The organism is Arthrobacter sp. Y3222053, assembly GCF_059092805.1.
In genome coordinates this window covers 25,056-40,821 of record NZ_JBNHIA010000004.1, presented here as the reverse complement: position 1 = coordinate 40,821, position 15,766 = coordinate 25,056, and the positions used below count along the sequence as shown (strand labels likewise).

Annotated in this window: 15 protein-coding genes; 6 read left to right on the top strand and 9 right to left on the bottom strand. The window is 68.6% G+C overall.

Features of this window, described 5'->3' with window-relative positions; genetic code table 11:
• Positions 1–38: 38 nt before the first annotated feature.
• Together typA and AC5RUW_RS11495 are read left to right on the top strand one after the other, a co-directional pair.
• Complete coding sequence (gene typA / locus AC5RUW_RS11500; RefSeq protein WP_494160848.1) at positions 39–1,961, top strand: translational GTPase TypA; 1,923 nt, start codon at positions 39–41, stop codon at positions 1,959–1,961.
• Between the two features lie 8 nt (positions 1,962–1,969).
• Positions 1,970–2,473 carry a hypothetical protein gene (locus AC5RUW_RS11495; protein ID WP_494160847.1) on the top strand — a complete coding sequence of 168 codons (504 nt, stop codon included), beginning with the start codon at positions 1,970–1,972 and terminating at the stop codon, positions 2,471–2,473.
• A 91-nt stretch (positions 2,474–2,564) separates the two neighbouring features.
• Here AC5RUW_RS11495 and AC5RUW_RS11490 read toward each other — a convergent pair whose 3' ends face one another.
• Both AC5RUW_RS11490 and AC5RUW_RS11485 read right to left on the bottom strand, forming a co-directional pair.
• Positions 2,565–4,079, bottom strand: coding sequence for an HNH endonuclease (locus AC5RUW_RS11490; RefSeq protein ID WP_494160846.1), 1,515 nt, complete (start codon positions 4,077–4,079; stop codon positions 2,565–2,567).
• 535 nt (positions 4,080–4,614) lie between these two features.
• Positions 4,615–4,839: a putative acetyltransferase gene (locus tag AC5RUW_RS11485; protein WP_494161058.1), complete on the bottom strand. Its 225-nt coding sequence runs from the start codon at positions 4,837–4,839 to the stop codon at positions 4,615–4,617.
• A 229-nt stretch (positions 4,840–5,068) separates the two neighbouring features.
• Here AC5RUW_RS11485 and fdxA point away from each other — a divergent pair, with 229 nt between their 5' ends.
• The 3 genes from fdxA to AC5RUW_RS11470 all read left to right on the top strand — a co-directional run bounded on the left by fdxA (position 5,069) and on the right by AC5RUW_RS11470 (position 8,000).
• Entirely contained in the window at positions 5,069–5,395 is a 327-nt protein-coding gene (fdxA, locus tag AC5RUW_RS11480; protein ID WP_494005520.1) for a ferredoxin, read from the top strand.
• A complete protein-coding gene (gene dapC, locus AC5RUW_RS11475; protein WP_494160845.1) occupies positions 5,392–6,549 on the top strand; it encodes a succinyldiaminopimelate transaminase in 1,158 nt (385 codons plus the stop codon). The genes fdxA and dapC overlap by 4 nt, the downstream gene beginning before the upstream one ends.
• 158 nt (positions 6,550–6,707) lie before the next feature.
• Positions 6,708–8,000: a citrate synthase gene (locus AC5RUW_RS11470; RefSeq protein ID WP_494005518.1), complete on the top strand. Its 1,293-nt coding sequence runs from the start codon at positions 6,708–6,710 to the stop codon at positions 7,998–8,000.
• 145 nt (positions 8,001–8,145) lie between these two features.
• Here the strand turns inward: AC5RUW_RS11470 and galE are convergent, their stop codons facing one another.
• The 3 genes from galE to dapD form a co-directional block, all read right to left on the bottom strand.
• A complete protein-coding gene (galE, locus tag AC5RUW_RS11465; RefSeq protein WP_494160844.1) occupies positions 8,146–9,162 on the bottom strand; it encodes a UDP-glucose 4-epimerase GalE in 1,017 nt (338 codons plus the stop codon).
• Between the two features lie 89 nt (positions 9,163–9,251).
• Entirely contained in the window at positions 9,252–10,133 is an 882-nt protein-coding gene (locus AC5RUW_RS11460; RefSeq protein ID WP_494160843.1) for a hypothetical protein, read from the bottom strand.
• A gap of 21 nt (positions 10,134–10,154) precedes the next feature.
• On the bottom strand, positions 10,155–11,123 hold the full coding sequence (gene dapD, locus AC5RUW_RS11455; RefSeq protein WP_494160842.1) for a 2,3,4,5-tetrahydropyridine-2,6-dicarboxylate N-succinyltransferase: 969 nt from the start codon (positions 11,121–11,123) through the stop codon (positions 10,155–10,157).
• 33 nt (positions 11,124–11,156) lie between these two features.
• Between dapD and dapE the strand changes: the two genes are divergently transcribed.
• Positions 11,157–12,245, top strand: coding sequence for a succinyl-diaminopimelate desuccinylase (dapE, locus tag AC5RUW_RS11450; protein WP_494160841.1), 1,089 nt, complete (start codon positions 11,157–11,159; stop codon positions 12,243–12,245).
• A 96-nt stretch (positions 12,246–12,341) separates the two neighbouring features.
• On the opposite strand, the gene AC5RUW_RS11445 is transcribed toward dapE, so the two are convergent.
• The 4 genes from AC5RUW_RS11445 to AC5RUW_RS11430 form a co-directional block, all read right to left on the bottom strand.
• On the bottom strand, positions 12,342–13,214 hold the full coding sequence (locus AC5RUW_RS11445; protein ID WP_494160840.1) for an amino acid ABC transporter permease: 873 nt from the start codon (positions 13,212–13,214) through the stop codon (positions 12,342–12,344).
• A complete protein-coding gene (locus AC5RUW_RS11440) occupies positions 13,211–13,885 on the bottom strand; it encodes an amino acid ABC transporter permease (protein WP_494160839.1) in 675 nt (224 codons plus the stop codon). Before AC5RUW_RS11440 ends, AC5RUW_RS11445 begins: the two co-directional genes overlap by 4 nt.
• 99 nt (positions 13,886–13,984) lie before the next feature.
• A complete protein-coding gene (locus AC5RUW_RS11435) occupies positions 13,985–14,836 on the bottom strand; it encodes a glutamate ABC transporter substrate-binding protein (RefSeq protein ID WP_494160838.1) in 852 nt (283 codons plus the stop codon).
• Between the two features lie 98 nt (positions 14,837–14,934).
• Positions 14,935–15,702: an amino acid ABC transporter ATP-binding protein gene (locus tag AC5RUW_RS11430; RefSeq protein WP_494160837.1), complete on the bottom strand. Its 768-nt coding sequence runs from the start codon at positions 15,700–15,702 to the stop codon at positions 14,935–14,937.
• Positions 15,703–15,766 lie beyond the last annotated feature (64 nt).

Genomic DNA, 15,766 nt, shown 5'->3' with positions numbered 1-15,766 from the left:
GCCTTTCGAATGAACCTCTAGGAATTGAGTCCTCACGCATGTCAGAAACCAACACGGCTGTTAACAGCGCGGTGCGAAGCGACCTTCGCAACGTCGCGATCGTGGCCCACGTCGACCACGGCAAGACGACGCTCGTCGACGCGATGCTGAAACAGACCAACTCGTTCGCCGCCCACGGCGAGGTCGAAGAACGCGTGATGGACTCCGGGGACCTCGAGCGCGAAAAGGGGATTACGATCCTCGCCAAGAACACCACGGTGTTCTACAACGGCCCCGCCTCCAACGGCGAGACCATCACCATCAACGTCATCGACACCCCCGGCCACGCCGACTTCGGCGGTGAGGTCGAGCGCGGCCTGTCGATGGTCGACGGTGTCGTCCTGCTCGTGGACGCCTCCGAGGGTCCGCTGCCGCAGACTCGCTTCGTGCTGCGCAAGGCGCTGGCAGCCAAGCTGCCCGTGGTGCTGCTGGTCAACAAGACCGACCGCCCCGACGCCCGCATTGACGAAGTCGTCGGCGAAGCCATGGACCTGCTGCTGGGCCTGGCCAGCGACCTGGCCGACGAGGTGCCGGACCTGGACCTGGATTCGGTCCTCAACGTGCCGGTCGTCTACGCCGCCGCCCGTGTCGGCGCCGCCTCGCTGGAGCAGCCGGCCGACGGCTCCGCACCGGCCAACGACAACCTGGAACCGCTGTTCCAGACCATCATCGAGCACATCCCCGCGCCGACCTACGACCCGAACGGGGTCCTGCAGGCGCACGTGACCAACCTCGATGCCTCGCCGTTCCTGGGCCGCCTGGCCCTGCTGCGCATCTTCAACGGCACCCTGCGCAAGGGCCAGCAGGTGGCCTGGGCCCGCCACGACGGGACCATCAAGCCGGTCAAGATCACCGAGCTGCTGGCCACCAAGGCCCTTGAGCGCGTGCCGGCCGAGTCCGCCGGACCGGGTGAGATCGTCGCCGTCGCCGGCATCGAGGACATCACCATCGGTGAGACCCTGACCGACATCGATGATCCGCGGCCGCTGCCGCTGATTACCGTGGACGATCCCGCGATCTCCATGACCATCGGCATCAACACCTCGCCGCTGGCCGGCAAGGTCAAGGGCGCGAAGGTCACCGCCCGGCAGGTCAAGGACCGCCTGGACAAGGAACTGATCGGCAACGTGTCCCTGCGCGTGCTGCCCACCGAGCGTCCCGATGCGTGGGAGGTGCAGGGCCGCGGCGAGCTGGCGCTGGCCATCCTCGTCGAGCAGATGCGCCGCGAAGGCTTCGAGCTGACCGTCGGCAAGCCGCAGGTGGTCACCAAGACCATCGACGGCAAGCTGCACGAGCCGATCGAGCAGATGACCATCGACGTACCCGAGGAGTACCTCGGTGCGGTCACCCAGCTGATGGCAGCCCGCAAGGGCCGGATGACCAACATGTCCAACCACGGCACCGGCTGGGTGCGCATGGAGTTCACCGTTCCGGCGCGTGGCCTGATCGGCTTCCGGACCCGGTTCCTGACGGAAACCCGCGGTTCCGGCATCGCGTCCTCCTACGCCGGCGGCTACGAGCCGTGGGCCGGCCCGATCGAGTACCGCACCAACGGCTCGATGGTCGCGGACCGCGCCGGCGTCGTCACCCCCTTCGCCATGATCAACCTGCAGGAGCGCGGTTCCTTCTTCGTGGAGCCGACCTCCGAGGTTTACGAGGGCATGATCGTGGGCGAGAACTCGCGCGCCGACGACATGGACGTGAACATCACCAAGGAAAAGAAGCTCACCAACATGCGTGCGGCTTCCTCGGACAGCTTCGAGAACCTCACCCCGCCGCGCAAGCTCACGCTTGAGGAGTCCCTCGAGTTTGCCCGCGAGGACGAGTGCGTCGAGGTCACTCCGGAAGCCATCCGCATCCGCAAGGTTGTGCTTGACGCCAACGAGCGCCTGAAGGCTGCTCGGGCCCGGGCGAAGGCATAACAACGGCCATGGAGCAGAACAGCCGGGAGGGCACGCTGCGGCGGGCCCTCCCGGTCTCCGTGCTGTTGGGGCTGGTGGCTGCGGTGATCGGGACTGCGCTGCACGGCAGGATCCTCTACCAGGAGGACGGGATGTCCGGGCTGCCGCTCGGTGCGTTCGCCGCCCTGGTGCTGAGCGGTGCCGCTGCGGTGTTTGCCGGGGTGCTCTACCGGCGGCCCGTGATGAGCGCTGTGACCGGTGCGGTCACGTACCTTGTCCTGGGCGCGTTCTCCATGGACATTCTTGGCGGTCCCCTCATCGTCACCGGCACCTCGTCGGACCAGACCCTGCCCATTACGGTGGCAGGGCAGATCTGGCTCTTCGGCCAGGCAGTCGCGACGCTCGCTGCTGTGGTGATCAGTGCGATGGTCCTGGGCCGCCAGCGCCGGGCCGATGCCCGTGCCGCGGCCGTTCCGGCTTGGCAGGGCGGATCGTCCCCGTCGGCGCAGGGCAGCGGGGACTCGCGCCCCTGACTCCGCGGTGTGCGATGAACCGCCGGTTCCTTTGGGAGCCGGCGGTTTCGCGTTTAAGCGGCGGTGGGGCGTTTCGATCACTCCTCCGTCGCTACTCGGGCAGGCTGACGAGGGCGGAGACGTAGCGGTGTCCCGTCGGCGTCGTCAGCTCGGTCCGGTTCAGTCTGCCGTCCCCGCCCTTCCCTTTCACGCCGGCCGAGTCACCGGAAGGGCCGGCCTTTGACCGATTGCCGAGAGGCGCTGTGCCCCCGGGCAGCGTGTCCATTGCCGTGCCGCTCCTGCTCCTCCAGCCGGGTGCCTGCTTGGCGTAGTTGCAGTTCTCGCAGAGTCCCTGGCCGTTGGAGGCCGTCGTGTGGCCGCCCTGTGCGTAGGGCTCGAGGTGGTCGATATGCCGGATGGGTGCCCCGCACCAGGGAGTGCGGCAGTGCTGGTCGCGGGTGGTGATGAAGCGGGCTAGACCGGGTGGAAAGGCGCGGGCGCGGGAATCCATGGCGATCAGCTCCCCGGTTCCGGGGGCGGTGTAAAGCCGTCGCAGCGTAAGGTCCGGGGAAGGCTGCTGACGGGGTCGTCCGCGGGCGGTTGTGGTGTCCGCCGGCTGCCCTGCAATTGTCGTTTCCGCTGTGGTCACGGCGGTGCCGCCGGGGTCCATTGGGCCGGTGGCGGCCGCGAGGGCGGACTCGACCGAGTCTCTAGCCCATGGGGCGGGCACGGTGTCGTAGCCGTGCAGCAGGGCCGGTTCGTTGTCTCCGTGGAGCAGGGCGCGGTCGGTGATGACCAGCTGGACCTCCATCCGGGGCGGTTGTGCGGGGTCCCTGCCGGTGATGCGTTCAATCAGCGTGTCCGCCATGACCTGGCCTCGGCTGCGGGGTTGTCCGCCGGAGCCAGCCGAGCCGCCCGCACCCGGGTCTGCCGAGACCCCCGCATCCGGATCGGCCGCAGCGCGGGTGCGGGCGGTGTCAGCGGCCCGGGAGAGGGCGGCGTAGACGGCGACGCCTTGGGCGACGGGCAGCAGGGCGGTGAGCCAGCACATGGTGTCCGGTGCCGGCCGCAGGGAAACGTAGCGTTCGGCCTCGGCCTTGCGTGAGCGGCGGACGACCGAGTGCGGGTCCAGCCGGTAGGTGTGGCGGCGCAGCTGCCCGATGAGCTGCCGGTCTCCGAGGCGTTCGACCTCGTTCAGGTTCCCGGCGACCAGCCGGTCCACCTCCGCCCGGTCAGCGGGTTCAAGGCAGGCGGTTTCGCGGGCGATCAGTGTTGCCCGCCATTCGCTGATCCGCCCGGCGGCCAGCCCGGCGAGCGTACAGGGCAGTTCCGTGACCAGGGCTTTGGCCAGTCCAAGGTGTCGTCCGCCGCGGGCGGGGGAGTCCCGGCGGGCCAGCGCGACCTGCGTCCCAACGCCCCGGCCCAGGTCCGCGCGCGGCACCCCGGCGGCTTCCTGGGCCTGCCGCTGCGAGATGTCCAGCCGGACGGCTGCCAGCGCCTGCCCGGCGGCGGCTGAGGCCTTCAAGTCCTCCAGCCCGCGCAGCACATCCACCAGCACCGCGTCAGGAACCGAGGCCCGGCCCAGCACCTCGATCAGCTCCGCCACGGCCTGCCCCGCGCAGGACATCAGCGCCTGGACACGCCCCGCACGGCGCTCAACAGGATCTGCATTGCCCTGAACTGGATCTGCGCTGCCCTGACCGCGCCCCGCACTGCCCTGACGAGCGCCCAGCAGACGGGCGGCCGCGGCCGCGTCCGTCTCCCGGGCCCCGCCGGACTCGCTTCCAGAGCCACGTGGGCCTGGCGCGGACAGGAGAGGGGATTGACTAAGGGGCGCCGCGTTCTCCTGCACACTGCTGCATTCCTCGAACATGTGTTCGAATCTATGGCGCTAACATCGTCATCACAAGGGCAGAAATGAGGCTGTGGACGCGTAGGCGTCAGAGAAACCCGCGTATCTCACCCGTACTGGAAGTCAGGAGGCGAGGGCGCCGTGGTATCACCGAGGCCGGCCAGCGGCCGGGTAGCGGCGTCTGGTCAGTGATTGGTGATTGGTGATCGGGGACCGGCGGTTTGTGGCCGGCAGGCACGGAAGGGAGCGACCGCCAAGGCTGCGCCGGCTCAGCGATCGCCGGGCTCCGAATAGGGCGACCGCAGGGCAATCAGTGGCCTTCCGGCTCCGAGCGAGGGCGACGTCGGGGGAGCGGAGGGGGCACGCGCCGGGCAGCTGCAACCGATGACAGCTCAATAGTGGCGACACCTCGTCGGGTCGTGAGGGAAACAGTGCGGCCGTCCGAGTCGCGCAGCTCCCCGACGGCATCGGTAAACCCGCCTTCAACGCGGTACCGAACTACGACCCGGGTGCCGATGGGGAGCGAGGACAGCATCTCCCTCGCGACGCCTCCGCCAGCCGGGCGGAAGCCGACCCCGCCGTCCGCCGCGTCGCTGGCGCCGCCGGCCGCCCCAACGCCGCCTTCGGCAGGCCAATCATCTTGAGTCTCAGGCACCGGACCATGGTACGCCCGCAGGTCCGGGCTGGGAGATAATGGGTCCTGACCACTAACGTGGGAGATGGGCGCCCCGTCCGGGCGATCGCAGATCAGGAAGGCAAGGGCAGTGACGTACGTAATTGCGCAGCCATGCGTGGATGTCAAAGACAAGGCATGTATCGAGGAGTGCCCGGTCGACTGCATCTACGAGGGTGAACGCTCCCTCTACATCCACCCCGACGAGTGCGTCGACTGCGGCGCCTGTGAACCGGTCTGCCCCGTCGAAGCCATCTACTACGAGGACGACGTGCCCGAGGAGTGGGCCGACTACTACAAGGCCAACGTCGAGTTCTTTGATGACCTGGGTTCGCCCGGTGGAGCGGCCAAGGTCGGCAACACCCACAAGGACCACCCGATCATTGCCGTCCTGCCGCCGCAGAACCAGGACGGATGAGCACCTCTGAGGCCCCGGGCTTCGGCCTGGACCTGCCCGAGTACCCCTGGGAGGCCATGGCGCCGTACGCCCGCCGGGCCGCGGAGCACCCCGACGGGGCGGTAAACCTGTCCATCGGAACCCCGGTGGACCCGACGCCGGAGCACATCCAGGCGGCGCTCAGCGCAGCCGCTGATGCGCCCGGCTACCCGACGACGCACGGTACCGCCGCCCTCCGGGAAGCGATCGCCGGCTGGTATGCCCGACGCCGCGGCACCCCCGGGCTGGATCCGGCGGACATCCTGCCCACGGTCGGGTCCAAGGAACTGGTCGCTTGGCTGCCGCTGCTGCTGGGGCTGGGCCCGGGCGACGTCGTCGTCCGCCCGGTCGTCGCCTACCCCACCTATGACATCGGAGCCCGGCTCGCCGGAGCCGAGGCCGTCGCGGCCGACAGCCTGGACGAGCTCGACCCCGCGGTCCGCAGCCGGGTCCGGCTGGTCTGGGTCAACTCGCCCGCCAACCCCACCGGGGCGGTCCGCAGCGCCGAATCGCTGCGCGCCCTGGTGGACTCGGCGCGCGCCCAGGGCGCCGTCGTCGCCTCCGATGAGTGCTATGCCGAACTCGGATGGGGCGAGTGGGACGAGTCCCGCGGCGGGCGGCGCGTCCCCGGCGTGCTGGAACCCGCGGTCAGCGGCGGGGACCTGTCCCTGCTGCTGTCGGTGTACTCGCTGAGCAAGCAGTCCAACCTCGCCGGCTACCGGGCCGCCTTCACCGCCGGCGACGGCGCGCTGATCGCCTCCCTGGTCAACAGCCGCAAGCACGCCGGAATGATTGTTCCGGCCCCCGTGCAGGCTGCCATGCAGGCCGCGCTCGACGACGACGCCCACGTGCAGACGCAGAAGGACCTGTACCGGGCTCGCCGTGAGGTCCTGGTGCCGGCGCTGGAGGCTTTCGGCCTGCGGATCTCCGACTCCGAGGCCGGCCTGTACCTGTGGGCCACCGCCGGTGAGGACACCTGGACCACCATCAAGCGGCTCGCCGAGCTGGGCATCGTCGCCGGGCCCGGCGTCTTCTACGGAGAGGCAGGGGCAGGTTATGTCCGTATCGCCCTCACCGCGGACGACGACGGCGTGGCCGCCGCAGCCCGCCGGCTCACCAACGCATCAGGCAGCTGAACGCCATGTTGCGCTTGGACAACAACCCGGCCGCTGATTAGTGGCCTGCGCTACTAAGCAGGTAGCGTTTTATCGAAACAGTTGGAGCGGAAACCGGTCTGCCGCCCGCCCGAGCGGGAACAGCGGCAGGGGTCCGTACACTCCAGAAGGAGACATAATTGACTGAGCGAGCAAGCGCGCGGCTTCTCTATGGGGAGGGCCCGGAGGACGGACTCGAGCTTCCCCGGATCGCCGCCGCCGAGGGCAACGACGGCCTGGACGTTTCCAAGCTGCTGAAGCAGACCGGCACCGTTACCTACGACCCCGGCTTCATGAACACGGCCGCGACGTCGTCGGCGATCACCTACATTGACGGCGACGAGGGAATCCTGCGCTACCGCGGCTACCCGATCGAGCAGCTGGCCAAGCACTCGAACTTCCTCGAGGTGTCCTACCTGCTGATCTACGGGGAACTGCCCACCGCCGCGGAACTGGAGTCGTTCGACCAGCGGATCCGTCGCCACACCCTGCTGCACGAGGACCTGAAGGGCTTCTTTGGCGGCTTCCCGCGCGACGCGCACCCGATGCCGGTGCTCTCCTCCGCGGTCAGCGCCCTGTCCACGTTCTACCAGGACGCACTGGATCCGTTCGATGAGGAGCAGGTGGAGCTGTCCACCATCCGCCTGATGGCGAAGCTGCCTGTCATCGCCGCCTACGCGCACAAGAAGAGCATCGGCCAGCCGCTGCTCTACCCGGACAACTCGCTGAACCTCGTCGAGAACTTCATGCGCCTGTCCTTCGGCTTCCCGGCCGAGCCGTATGAGATCGACCCCGAGCTGGTCAAGGCCCTGGACCTGCTGCTGATCCTGCACGCAGACCACGAGCAGAACTGCTCGACCTCGACGGTGCGCCTGGTCGGCAGCGCCAACGCGAACCTGTTCGCCTCCGTCTCCGCCGGTATCAACGCCCTCTTCGGCCCCGCCCACGGCGGCGCGAACGAAGCGGTGCTGAAGATGCTGCGCCAGATCCAGGCCGAGGGCATCAAGCCCGAGGACTACATGGAAAAGGTCAAGAACAAGGAGGACGGCGTCCGCCTCATGGGCTTCGGCCACCGGGTCTACAAGAACTACGACCCGCGCGCCAAGATCGTGAAGGCCACCGCACACGACGTGCTGGCCAAGCTCGGCGGCAACGACGAACTGCTGGACATCGCCATGCGCCTGGAGGAAAAGGCCCTGGCCGATGACTACTTCATCGAGCGCAAGCTGTACCCGAACGTCGACTTCTACACGGGCCTGATCTACAAGGCCATGGGCTTCCCCGAGAAGATGTTCACGGTGCTCTTCGCCATCGGCCGCCTGCCGGGCTGGATCGCCCAGTGGCGCGAAATGATGAAGGACCCGCAGACGAAGATCGGCCGTCCGCGCCAGCTCTACATCGGTGCCCCGGCCCGCGACTACCCGCTCGGCTAAGAGCCCGGCGTCGGCCGGTTCCCGGCACGCCAAACGGAAGGACCCCCGGACAATGTCCGGGGGTCCTTCCGCATCTGTGGCTGCCGCGGTGCGCGACGCCGGCCTGCGGCCCCGCCTGCGACGCCGGCCGCAGGCGGGCGAACGGCTAGGCGCCAGCGTAGCCCTGCGGGTTCTGTTCCTGCCAGCGCCAGTGGTCGCGGCACATGTCGTCGAGGCTGTGCTTGGCGCTCCAGCCGAGGTCGCGCTGCGCGGCGGTCGCGTCGGCGTAGCTGACGGCGGCGTCGCCCGGCCGGCGGTCGGTGAACTCGTAGGGGATCTCCTGCCCGGCGGCCTTGGAGAACGCCGCCAGCACCTCCAGCACCGATGAGCCGTTGCCGGTGCCCAGGTTCCACCGGTACACCCCGGCATGGCCGCTGACGTAGTCGAGGGCGGCCAGATGTCCTGCCGCGAGGTCCACCACGTGGATGTAGTCGCGCACGCCGGTGCCGTCGGGGGTGGAGTAGTCGTTGCCGAAGACCATGACCTTCTCCCGGCGGCCGACGGCGACCTGCGCGACGAACGGCAGCAGGTTGTTGGGCACGCCCGTGGGGTCTTCGCCGATCCGGCCGGACTCGTGGGCGCCCACCGGGTTGAAGTAGCGCAGCAGGGCCACGCGCCAACGGCCGTCGGCGGTGCCGAGGTCGGAGAGGATGTCCTCGATCTGCTCCTTGGTGCGCCCGTACGGGTTCACCGCGTCCATGGGCATGTCCTCGGTCAGCGGGACCTGCTCCGAGGCGCCGTACACGGTGGCGGAGGAGCTGAAGACGATGGTGCGCACATCGTGGCGGTCCATGCACTGCAGCAGGTTCAGCGTGCCGACCACGTTGTTGGTGTAGTAGTAGAGCGGCTTGGCGACCGATTCGCCCACGGCCTTCAGCCCGGCGAAATGGATGACCGCCTCGGGCCGGGACTGTGCAAACGCGGCCTCGAGCGCCTGCTCATCGAGCAGGTCGGCCTTGATGAAATCCAGGGACCGCCCGGAAAGCTCCTGGACCCGCCGCAGGGACTCCTCGCTGGAGTTGGCCAGGTTGTCCAGGACGGTCACGTCGTGCCCGGCCTCCAGGAGCGCCAGGGTCGTGTGGGAGCCGATGTACCCGGCGCCGCCGGTGACTAGAATTCGCATGGTTTCAGCGTAACCGACCCGCCGCCGTCGTCGCCGCTGTCACCGGCGCCCTCGAAGCGGCAGCCGCCGCGCGAACCCCGGGACCGGGGCTACTGCCCGGGTTCGGGTGCGGCGACCCCCGCCACAGCGATGGCCACCTCCGAGGCGGAGGCATCCGCCGGTTCCCAGGTGCCCGCGCCGCGCCGCCACTGCTGTCCGTCAAAGGAGACGGATTCGATGGACAGGGCCGCGGCGTTGGCGACGGCCCACTGCGCCACGGACCAGCCGAAGGTTCCCTCGGCCTCCACCAGCAGCACCGAGCCGAACACTTCCGCGTTCAGCGGGCCGTAGGCCGCCGTCGCCGAATCGAGGACGGCGTCGGGATTCCCGACGGCGGCGGCCGGGCCGAGCACACAGCTCAACGCTGCGGGGGACTGACCGGTCAGGGCGGACGCGAAGGCCCTGCCCTCGGACTCGTGGTCCGCATACGCGTCGGGATAGGCGGAGCGCTGGACCTCCTGCGCGGCGACCGTGATCGGCAGCTCCGTGTAACCGGGAACCTCCACGAGGGCGTTGTAGAAGGCGTTGGCGGCGTAGTACGGATCCATCACCTGCTCCGGGGTGCCCCAGCCGCTGGAGGGACGCTGCTGGAACAGGCCACGCGAATCGGGACCGGCCTCATCGCCGTAGTCCAGGTTCCGCAGCGAGGACTCCTGGATGGCGGTGGCAATGGCGATCGACGCCGCCCGCGGCGGAAGGCCCCGCTGAACGGAGACGGCCGCGATCAGCGCGGCGTATTCGGTCTGGGCGGGGGAGAAGGACCATCCGGCGCCGTCGACGGTGGCGGTGCACCGTTCCCGTACCGGGACCGCGCGGTCCCGGCCTCCGCTCAGCGAGGCCAGGGCCCAGATGCCGGCCGTGACCAGCGCCAGCACCAGGGCACCGACGAGCAGGCGGCGGCGCCGGAACACCGCTGCCTGCCCGCCGGCCATTGCCCGGTACCGGATCCGTGCCTAGTTGGCGTGCAGGTCGGCGTTGAGCTCGACGGTGCGCCCGTTGCGCGGCAGGGCCTGGACCGTGCCGGAGGAGGAGTCGCGGCGGAAGAGCAGGTTCGGCACGCCGGAGAGCTCCACCGCCTTCACGGTGCGCGGCTCGCCCTCCGGGTCCATAACCGTGACCCGGGTCCCGGCGGTCACATAGAGTCCGGCCTCGACCACGCAGTCGTCGCCGATGCTGATCCCGACGCCGGAGTTGGCGCCCAGGAGCACACGCTCCCCGATGCGGATCTTTTCCTTGCCGCCGCCGGAGAGGGTGCCCATGATGGAGGCGCCGCCGCCGACGTCGCTGCCGTCACCGACGACCACGCCGGCGGAGATGCGGCCTTCGACCATGGAGGTGCCCAAGGTGCCGGCGTTGAAGTTGACGAAGCCCTCGTGCATGACGGTGGTGCCCTCGGCGAGGTGGGCACCGAGCCGGACGCGGTCGGCGTCGGCGATCCGCACCCCGGTGGGCAGCACGTAATCGACCATGCGGGGGAACTTGTCCACGCCGTAGACGGTCACGGGGCCGCGGGAGCGCAGGTGCAGGCGGACGGCGTCGAAGCTCTCCGGCAGGCAGGGACCGTAGTTGGTCCACACGATGTTCGGCAGCTTGCCGAAGATGCCGTCGAGGTTCACGGTGTTGGGCTGGACGAGGCGGGCGGAGAGCAGGTGCAGGCGCAGGTAGGCGTCGGAGGTGTCAGCCGGGGCGGCGTCAAGGTCGATCTCGGTGTCGACCACGGTGCAGTGGACGCCGCGGATCCCGTCTGCGAGGGACGCGGCGGCGGCCTCCAGCTCGTCGCGGAAGGCGGAGTCGACGTCGAGGGCGCCGAGCGCCGGGCGCGGGTACCAAGTGTCGAGCACGGTGCCGTCGGCCGCCACGGTGGCCAGGCCAAGCCCGGACGCGTTGCGGGAGGGGGAGGCGGTAGAGGTGCTAAAAGTCATGGGCTCCACTTTACCGAGCGGTACTGTGGGACGGTGCGCACATTACCTCCCGCCCTCGACCTGACCGCCGATCCGGCCCTGCTGACCGCTGCGCTGGTGGACATTGAAAGCGTTTCCGGCAACGAAAAAGCCGTGGCCGACGCCGTCGAGGCGGCGCTGCGCTCCCTGCCGCACCTGAGCGTGGTGCGCGACGGCGACTCGATCATTGCCCGCACCGAGCTGGGACGGGCCGAACGGGTCCTGCTGGCCGGGCACCTTGACACGGTGCCGCTGCCCACGGTCCCCGGCTCGCGCGGCACCGTTCCCTCGCAGTGGGACGGCGACGTGCTCTACGGGCGGGGCACGGTGGATATGAAGGGCGGCGTCGCCGTGCAGCTCGCGCTCGCCGCTGAGCTGGCCGCACCCAGCCGGGACGTCACCTACGTCTTCTACGACCATGAGGAGGTCCAGGCCTCCCTCAGCGGACTGGGCCGGCTGGCCCGGCGCTGGCCCGAGCTGCTGGAGGCCGACTTCGCGATCCTGCTCGAACCGACGAACGGAACCGTCGAGGGCGGCTGCAACGGCACCATGCGTTTCCACGCCTCCACGACCGGCCGCGCGGCGCACTCCGCCCGCGCCTGGATGGGGGAGAACGCCATCCACGCCGCGGCGGAGATCCTGGTCCGGCTGCGCGACCATGAGCCGGCCACAGTGACCGTGGACGGCCTGGAGTACCGCGAGTCCCTGAACGCGGTGAAGATCATCGGCGGAACCGCCGGCAACGTCATCCCGGATTCGGCGACCGTGGAAATCAACTACCGGTTCGCCCCGGATAAGGACATCGACGCCGCGGAAGCCTATGTGCGCAACCTGCTCGAGGGGTTCGACCTGGTCCGCACCGACGCCGCCTCCGGCGCCCGGCCGGGCCTGCAGCACCCGGCGGCCGCCAGCTTTGTGGCAGCCGTGGGTGCCGAGCCGAAGCCCAAGTACGGATGGACCGACGTCGCGCGCTTCAGCGATATGGGCATCCCGGCGGTGAACTTCGGGCCCGGCGACGCACTGCTGGCGCACACCGACAACGAGCACGTGCACGCCGACGCGGTGCGGGCCTGCCACGCAGCGCTGCGCACCTGGCTGGGCTAGGTGTACTGAGACAGCTGGGCGCCGGAAACACACAAAGCGGGAGGACAGGCTGAGCCTGTCCTCCCGCTTTGTACATCAATGCCCGGGTGCGCGCTGCTAGCGCACCGGGGCCGGAACGCCTTCCGGATCCACGGCGGCGTCGGTCGCCAGGGCCTTGCCGGCGCGGGCGCCGAGGCGGCGGGAGAGCCGCTGGGCAGCGAAGGTGAGCAGCGCGTTGAGCAGGATGAAGATCGCCGCGGTGACCAGCAGCGCCGGCAGGATGTTGCCTTCACCCGAGGCCAGTCGGCGGGCGTAGGCCAGCAGGTCGGTGTAGCCGATGAAGGTGCCCAGCGCCGAGTCCTTCAGGATCACTACGAACTGGCTGAGCAGGGCCGGCAGCATGGCTACCAGCGCCTGCGGCACTTCGATGCTGCGCAGTGACTGGCCGCGGGTCATGCCGATGGCCAGTCCGGCCTCGCGCTGGCCCTTGGGCAGGCCGAAGACACCCGAGCGCACGAGCTCGGCGATCACCGAGCCGTTGTAGAGCGTCAGCGCCAGCACGACGGCGGTGAACGGCACGTTCTCCGGGTCCAGCGGGGTGGACTTGGAGAGGAACTGATAGAAGAAGATCATCATCAGCAGCACCGGAACGGCGCGGAAGAACTCGACCACGAGCCCGCAGATCCAGGCCACGGGCCTGAACGTGGACAGCCGGCCCAGGCCGAAGAGCAGCCCGAACACGATGGACGTGACGATCGCCAGGGCGGCTGCCTTCAGGGTGTCCAGCAGACCCGGCAGCATGAAGTACTGCCAGGTATGCCACTCAAGGAAAGGCGTCCACTTTGCGGCGTCGAACTGGCCCTTGTCGGCCAGCCCGTTGATGACCAGGGCCAGCAGGGCCAGGACGAACAGGGCACCGGCGATGTTGCCGATGAGGATCCGCCGCCGGGCCTTGGGGCCCGGGGCGTCGAACAGCACGCGCGCGCTCATCGGGCCACCGCCAGCTTCTTCGAGGCCCACGTGGTGAGTAGGCCGATGGGAATCACGATGATGACGAAGCCGATCGCGAAGGTGAGGAAGATCTGCGTCATCAGGTCGGGCCGGAACTCGATCATGATCTTCATCAGGCCGGAGGCTTCAGCGACCGACGCCGTGGCGGCGACCGTGGTGTTCTTCGCCAGGGCGATCAGGACGTTGCCCAGCGGGGCGATCGCACCGCGGAAAGCCTGCGGAAGGATGATCAGCCGTGCCGCGGGCAGGAACCCAAGGCCGATGGACCGTGCCGCTTCGGCCTGCCCGAGCGGTACGGTGTTGACGCCGCTGCGGATCGCTTCGCAGACAAACGCTGCGTGGTAGATGGTCAGCGACAGCACCGCGAGGCGGAAGAAGTTGACGTTGAAGTCCTGCGCGAGGCTGAACTGAAGCTGCGACCACAGGGCCAGGGTGCCGAAGACCATGATGATCGTCAGCGGGGTGTTGCGGAAAATATTCACGTAGGCCGCGCCGAACCACTGCAGGCTGGCGATCGGAGAAATGCGCATGAGCGCCAGGACGGTGCCGAGCAGCAGGGACCACAGGGCGGCCCAGAACGTCAGGCGGATGTTGACCCAGAAGGCCCCGACGACGTCGTAGTTCTCGAAGAGCGCGAGGAAACCTTCCATATGTCACCTCTTCCGTAGAGATAAAAGTGCGGAGCTCGGGGCAGGGCCGCGGCCCTGCCCCGAGCTTTGCCGCCGAGAACCCCGGCGGAGGCGTTTCAGTTAGGCGCAGGCGTCAGCGGCCGGCGGGTTCATTTCGGCGTTGTAGGTGTAGTCAGCGCCTTCGGTGTTCTTCTTGATGGCTTCTTCCCACGCACCGTCGTCCACCATCTTCTGGATGGCTGCGTTGATGTCCTCGCAGGTGACGATGCTGTCGGTCTTCTGGATGCCGACGCCGTACTTCTCCTCGGAGAAGGTGTTGCCCACGACCTTGAACTGGCCCTTGTTCGCGGCGGTGGAGGCCAGGCCGGCGAGGATGATGTCGTCGGTGGTCACGGCGTCAATCTGTCCGCCCTGCATGGCGGTCACGCACTCGGCGTAGGAGGGCTGCTCCATGAGGTTTGTCTCGGACGCCAGCGTGTCCTTGATCTTCTGCGCGGAGGTCGAATTGCCGACCGAGCACAGGTTCTTGCCGTTCAGATCCTCGGGGCCCTTAATGTCGTCGTTGTCGGCGCGGACCAGGAGGTCCTGGCCGGCCACGAAATACGGGCCGGCAAAGGCGACCTTCTCCTTGCGGGCATCGGTGATGGAGTAGGTCGCGAAGATCATGTCGACCTGGTCGTTCTCCAGCATGTTCTCGCGCTGCTGGGAAGGGGACTCGATCCACTCGATCTGGTCCTCGCCGTAGCCCAGCTCATTGGCCACGTAAGTGGCGACGTCGACGTCGAAGCCGGAGTAGGAGCCGCCCTCGTCGAAGCCCAGCCCCGGCTGGTCGAACTTGATGCCGATGCGGATGGTCTCGCCTCCGGAGCCCTCGGAGCCCTCGGCATTGCTGCCGGAGTCGCCGCCGCAGGCGGAAAGGGTCAGGGCGGCTGCGGCAGCCATGGCGGCCGCGGCGTAACGGGTCTTGCGCATGTTGTCTCCTTGCTTTCGGCCGGCCCGTGCGGACCGGCCTTGCCTCAAGGGGTTGCCCCCAATGTGTGAACCTGCAGCTCCGCCGGGACGGCGGCGGATCAGTGGGCGAGGATCTTGCCGAGGAAGTCCTTCGCCCGCTCGCTCTTCGGGTTCGTGAAGAACTCTTCGGGTGCGGCCTGCTCCACGATCTGCCCGTCGGCCATGAAGATGACCCGGTCGGCGGCCTTCCGGGCAAAGCCCATCTCGTGCGTGACGACGATCATCGTCATGCCCTCCCGGGCCAGCTCGACCATCGTGTCCAGGACCTCGTTGATCATTTCCGGGTCCAGGGCGCTGGTGGGCTCGTCGAACAGCATGACCTTCGGCTTCATGGCCAGGGCGCGGGCGATGGCGACGCGCTGCTGCTGGCCGCCGGACAGCTGGGCCGGCAGCTTTTCGGCCTGGTTGTCGACGCCCACCCGCTTCAGCAGGGCCATCGCCTGCTCCTTCGCCTCGGCCGGCTTGGCCTTCTTCACCTTGACCGGGCCGAGCGAGACGTTCTCGAGGATCGTCTTGTGCGCGAACAGGTTGAAGGACTGGAACACCATGCCGACGTCGGCGCGGAGCTTGGCCAGCGCACGGCCCTCGGCCGGAAGTTCCTTGCCGTCGATAAGGATTTCGCCGTCGTCGATGGTCTCCAGGCGGTTGATCGCGCGGCACAGCGTGGACTTGCCGGACCCGGACGGACCGATGACGACGACGACTTCACCCCGGGCGACCTCGAGGTTGATGTCCCGCAGCACATGCAGGTCGCCGAAGTGCTTGTTGACGTTCTTCAGCGAGACAAGGGGCGCATTGGGCGCGGACGTGGGTGTGTCACTGCTCATACGAGCAATCTAGTGGACGCGGGTACGTGTGCGGCGCAGATCACGTTCGGGGCGGAAAATTGTG

Excerpts from the sequence above, each read along its gene's own strand:
- typA (WP_494160848.1), top strand. The coding sequence starts at position 39 with ATGTCAGAAACCAACACGGCTGTTAACAGCGCGGTGCGAAGCGACCTT.
- AC5RUW_RS11495 (WP_494160847.1), top strand. The coding sequence starts at position 1,970 with ATGGAGCAGAACAGCCGGGAGGGCACGCTGCGGCGGGCCCTCCCGGTC.
- AC5RUW_RS11490 (WP_494160846.1), bottom strand. The coding sequence starts at position 4,079 with ATGTCCTGCGCGGGGCAGGCCGTGGCGGAGCTGATCGAGGTGCTGGGC.
- AC5RUW_RS11485 (WP_494161058.1), bottom strand. The coding sequence starts at position 4,839 with ATGCTGTCCTCGCTCCCCATCGGCACCCGGGTCGTAGTTCGGTACCGC.
- dapC (WP_494160845.1), top strand. The coding sequence starts at position 5,392 with ATGAGCACCTCTGAGGCCCCGGGCTTCGGCCTGGACCTGCCCGAGTAC.
- galE (WP_494160844.1), bottom strand. The coding sequence starts at position 9,162 with ATGCGAATTCTAGTCACCGGCGGCGCCGGGTACATCGGCTCCCACACG.
- AC5RUW_RS11460 (WP_494160843.1), bottom strand. The coding sequence starts at position 10,133 with ATGGCCGGCGGGCAGGCAGCGGTGTTCCGGCGCCGCCGCCTGCTCGTC.
- dapD (WP_494160842.1), bottom strand. The coding sequence starts at position 11,123 with ATGACTTTTAGCACCTCTACCGCCTCCCCCTCCCGCAACGCGTCCGGG.
- AC5RUW_RS11445 (WP_494160840.1), bottom strand. The coding sequence starts at position 13,214 with ATGAGCGCGCGCGTGCTGTTCGACGCCCCGGGCCCCAAGGCCCGGCGG.
- AC5RUW_RS11440 (WP_494160839.1), bottom strand. The coding sequence starts at position 13,885 with ATGGAAGGTTTCCTCGCGCTCTTCGAGAACTACGACGTCGTCGGGGCC.
- AC5RUW_RS11435 (WP_494160838.1), bottom strand. The coding sequence starts at position 14,836 with ATGCGCAAGACCCGTTACGCCGCGGCCGCCATGGCTGCCGCAGCCGCC.
- AC5RUW_RS11430 (WP_494160837.1), bottom strand. The coding sequence starts at position 15,702 with ATGAGCAGTGACACACCCACGTCCGCGCCCAATGCGCCCCTTGTCTCG.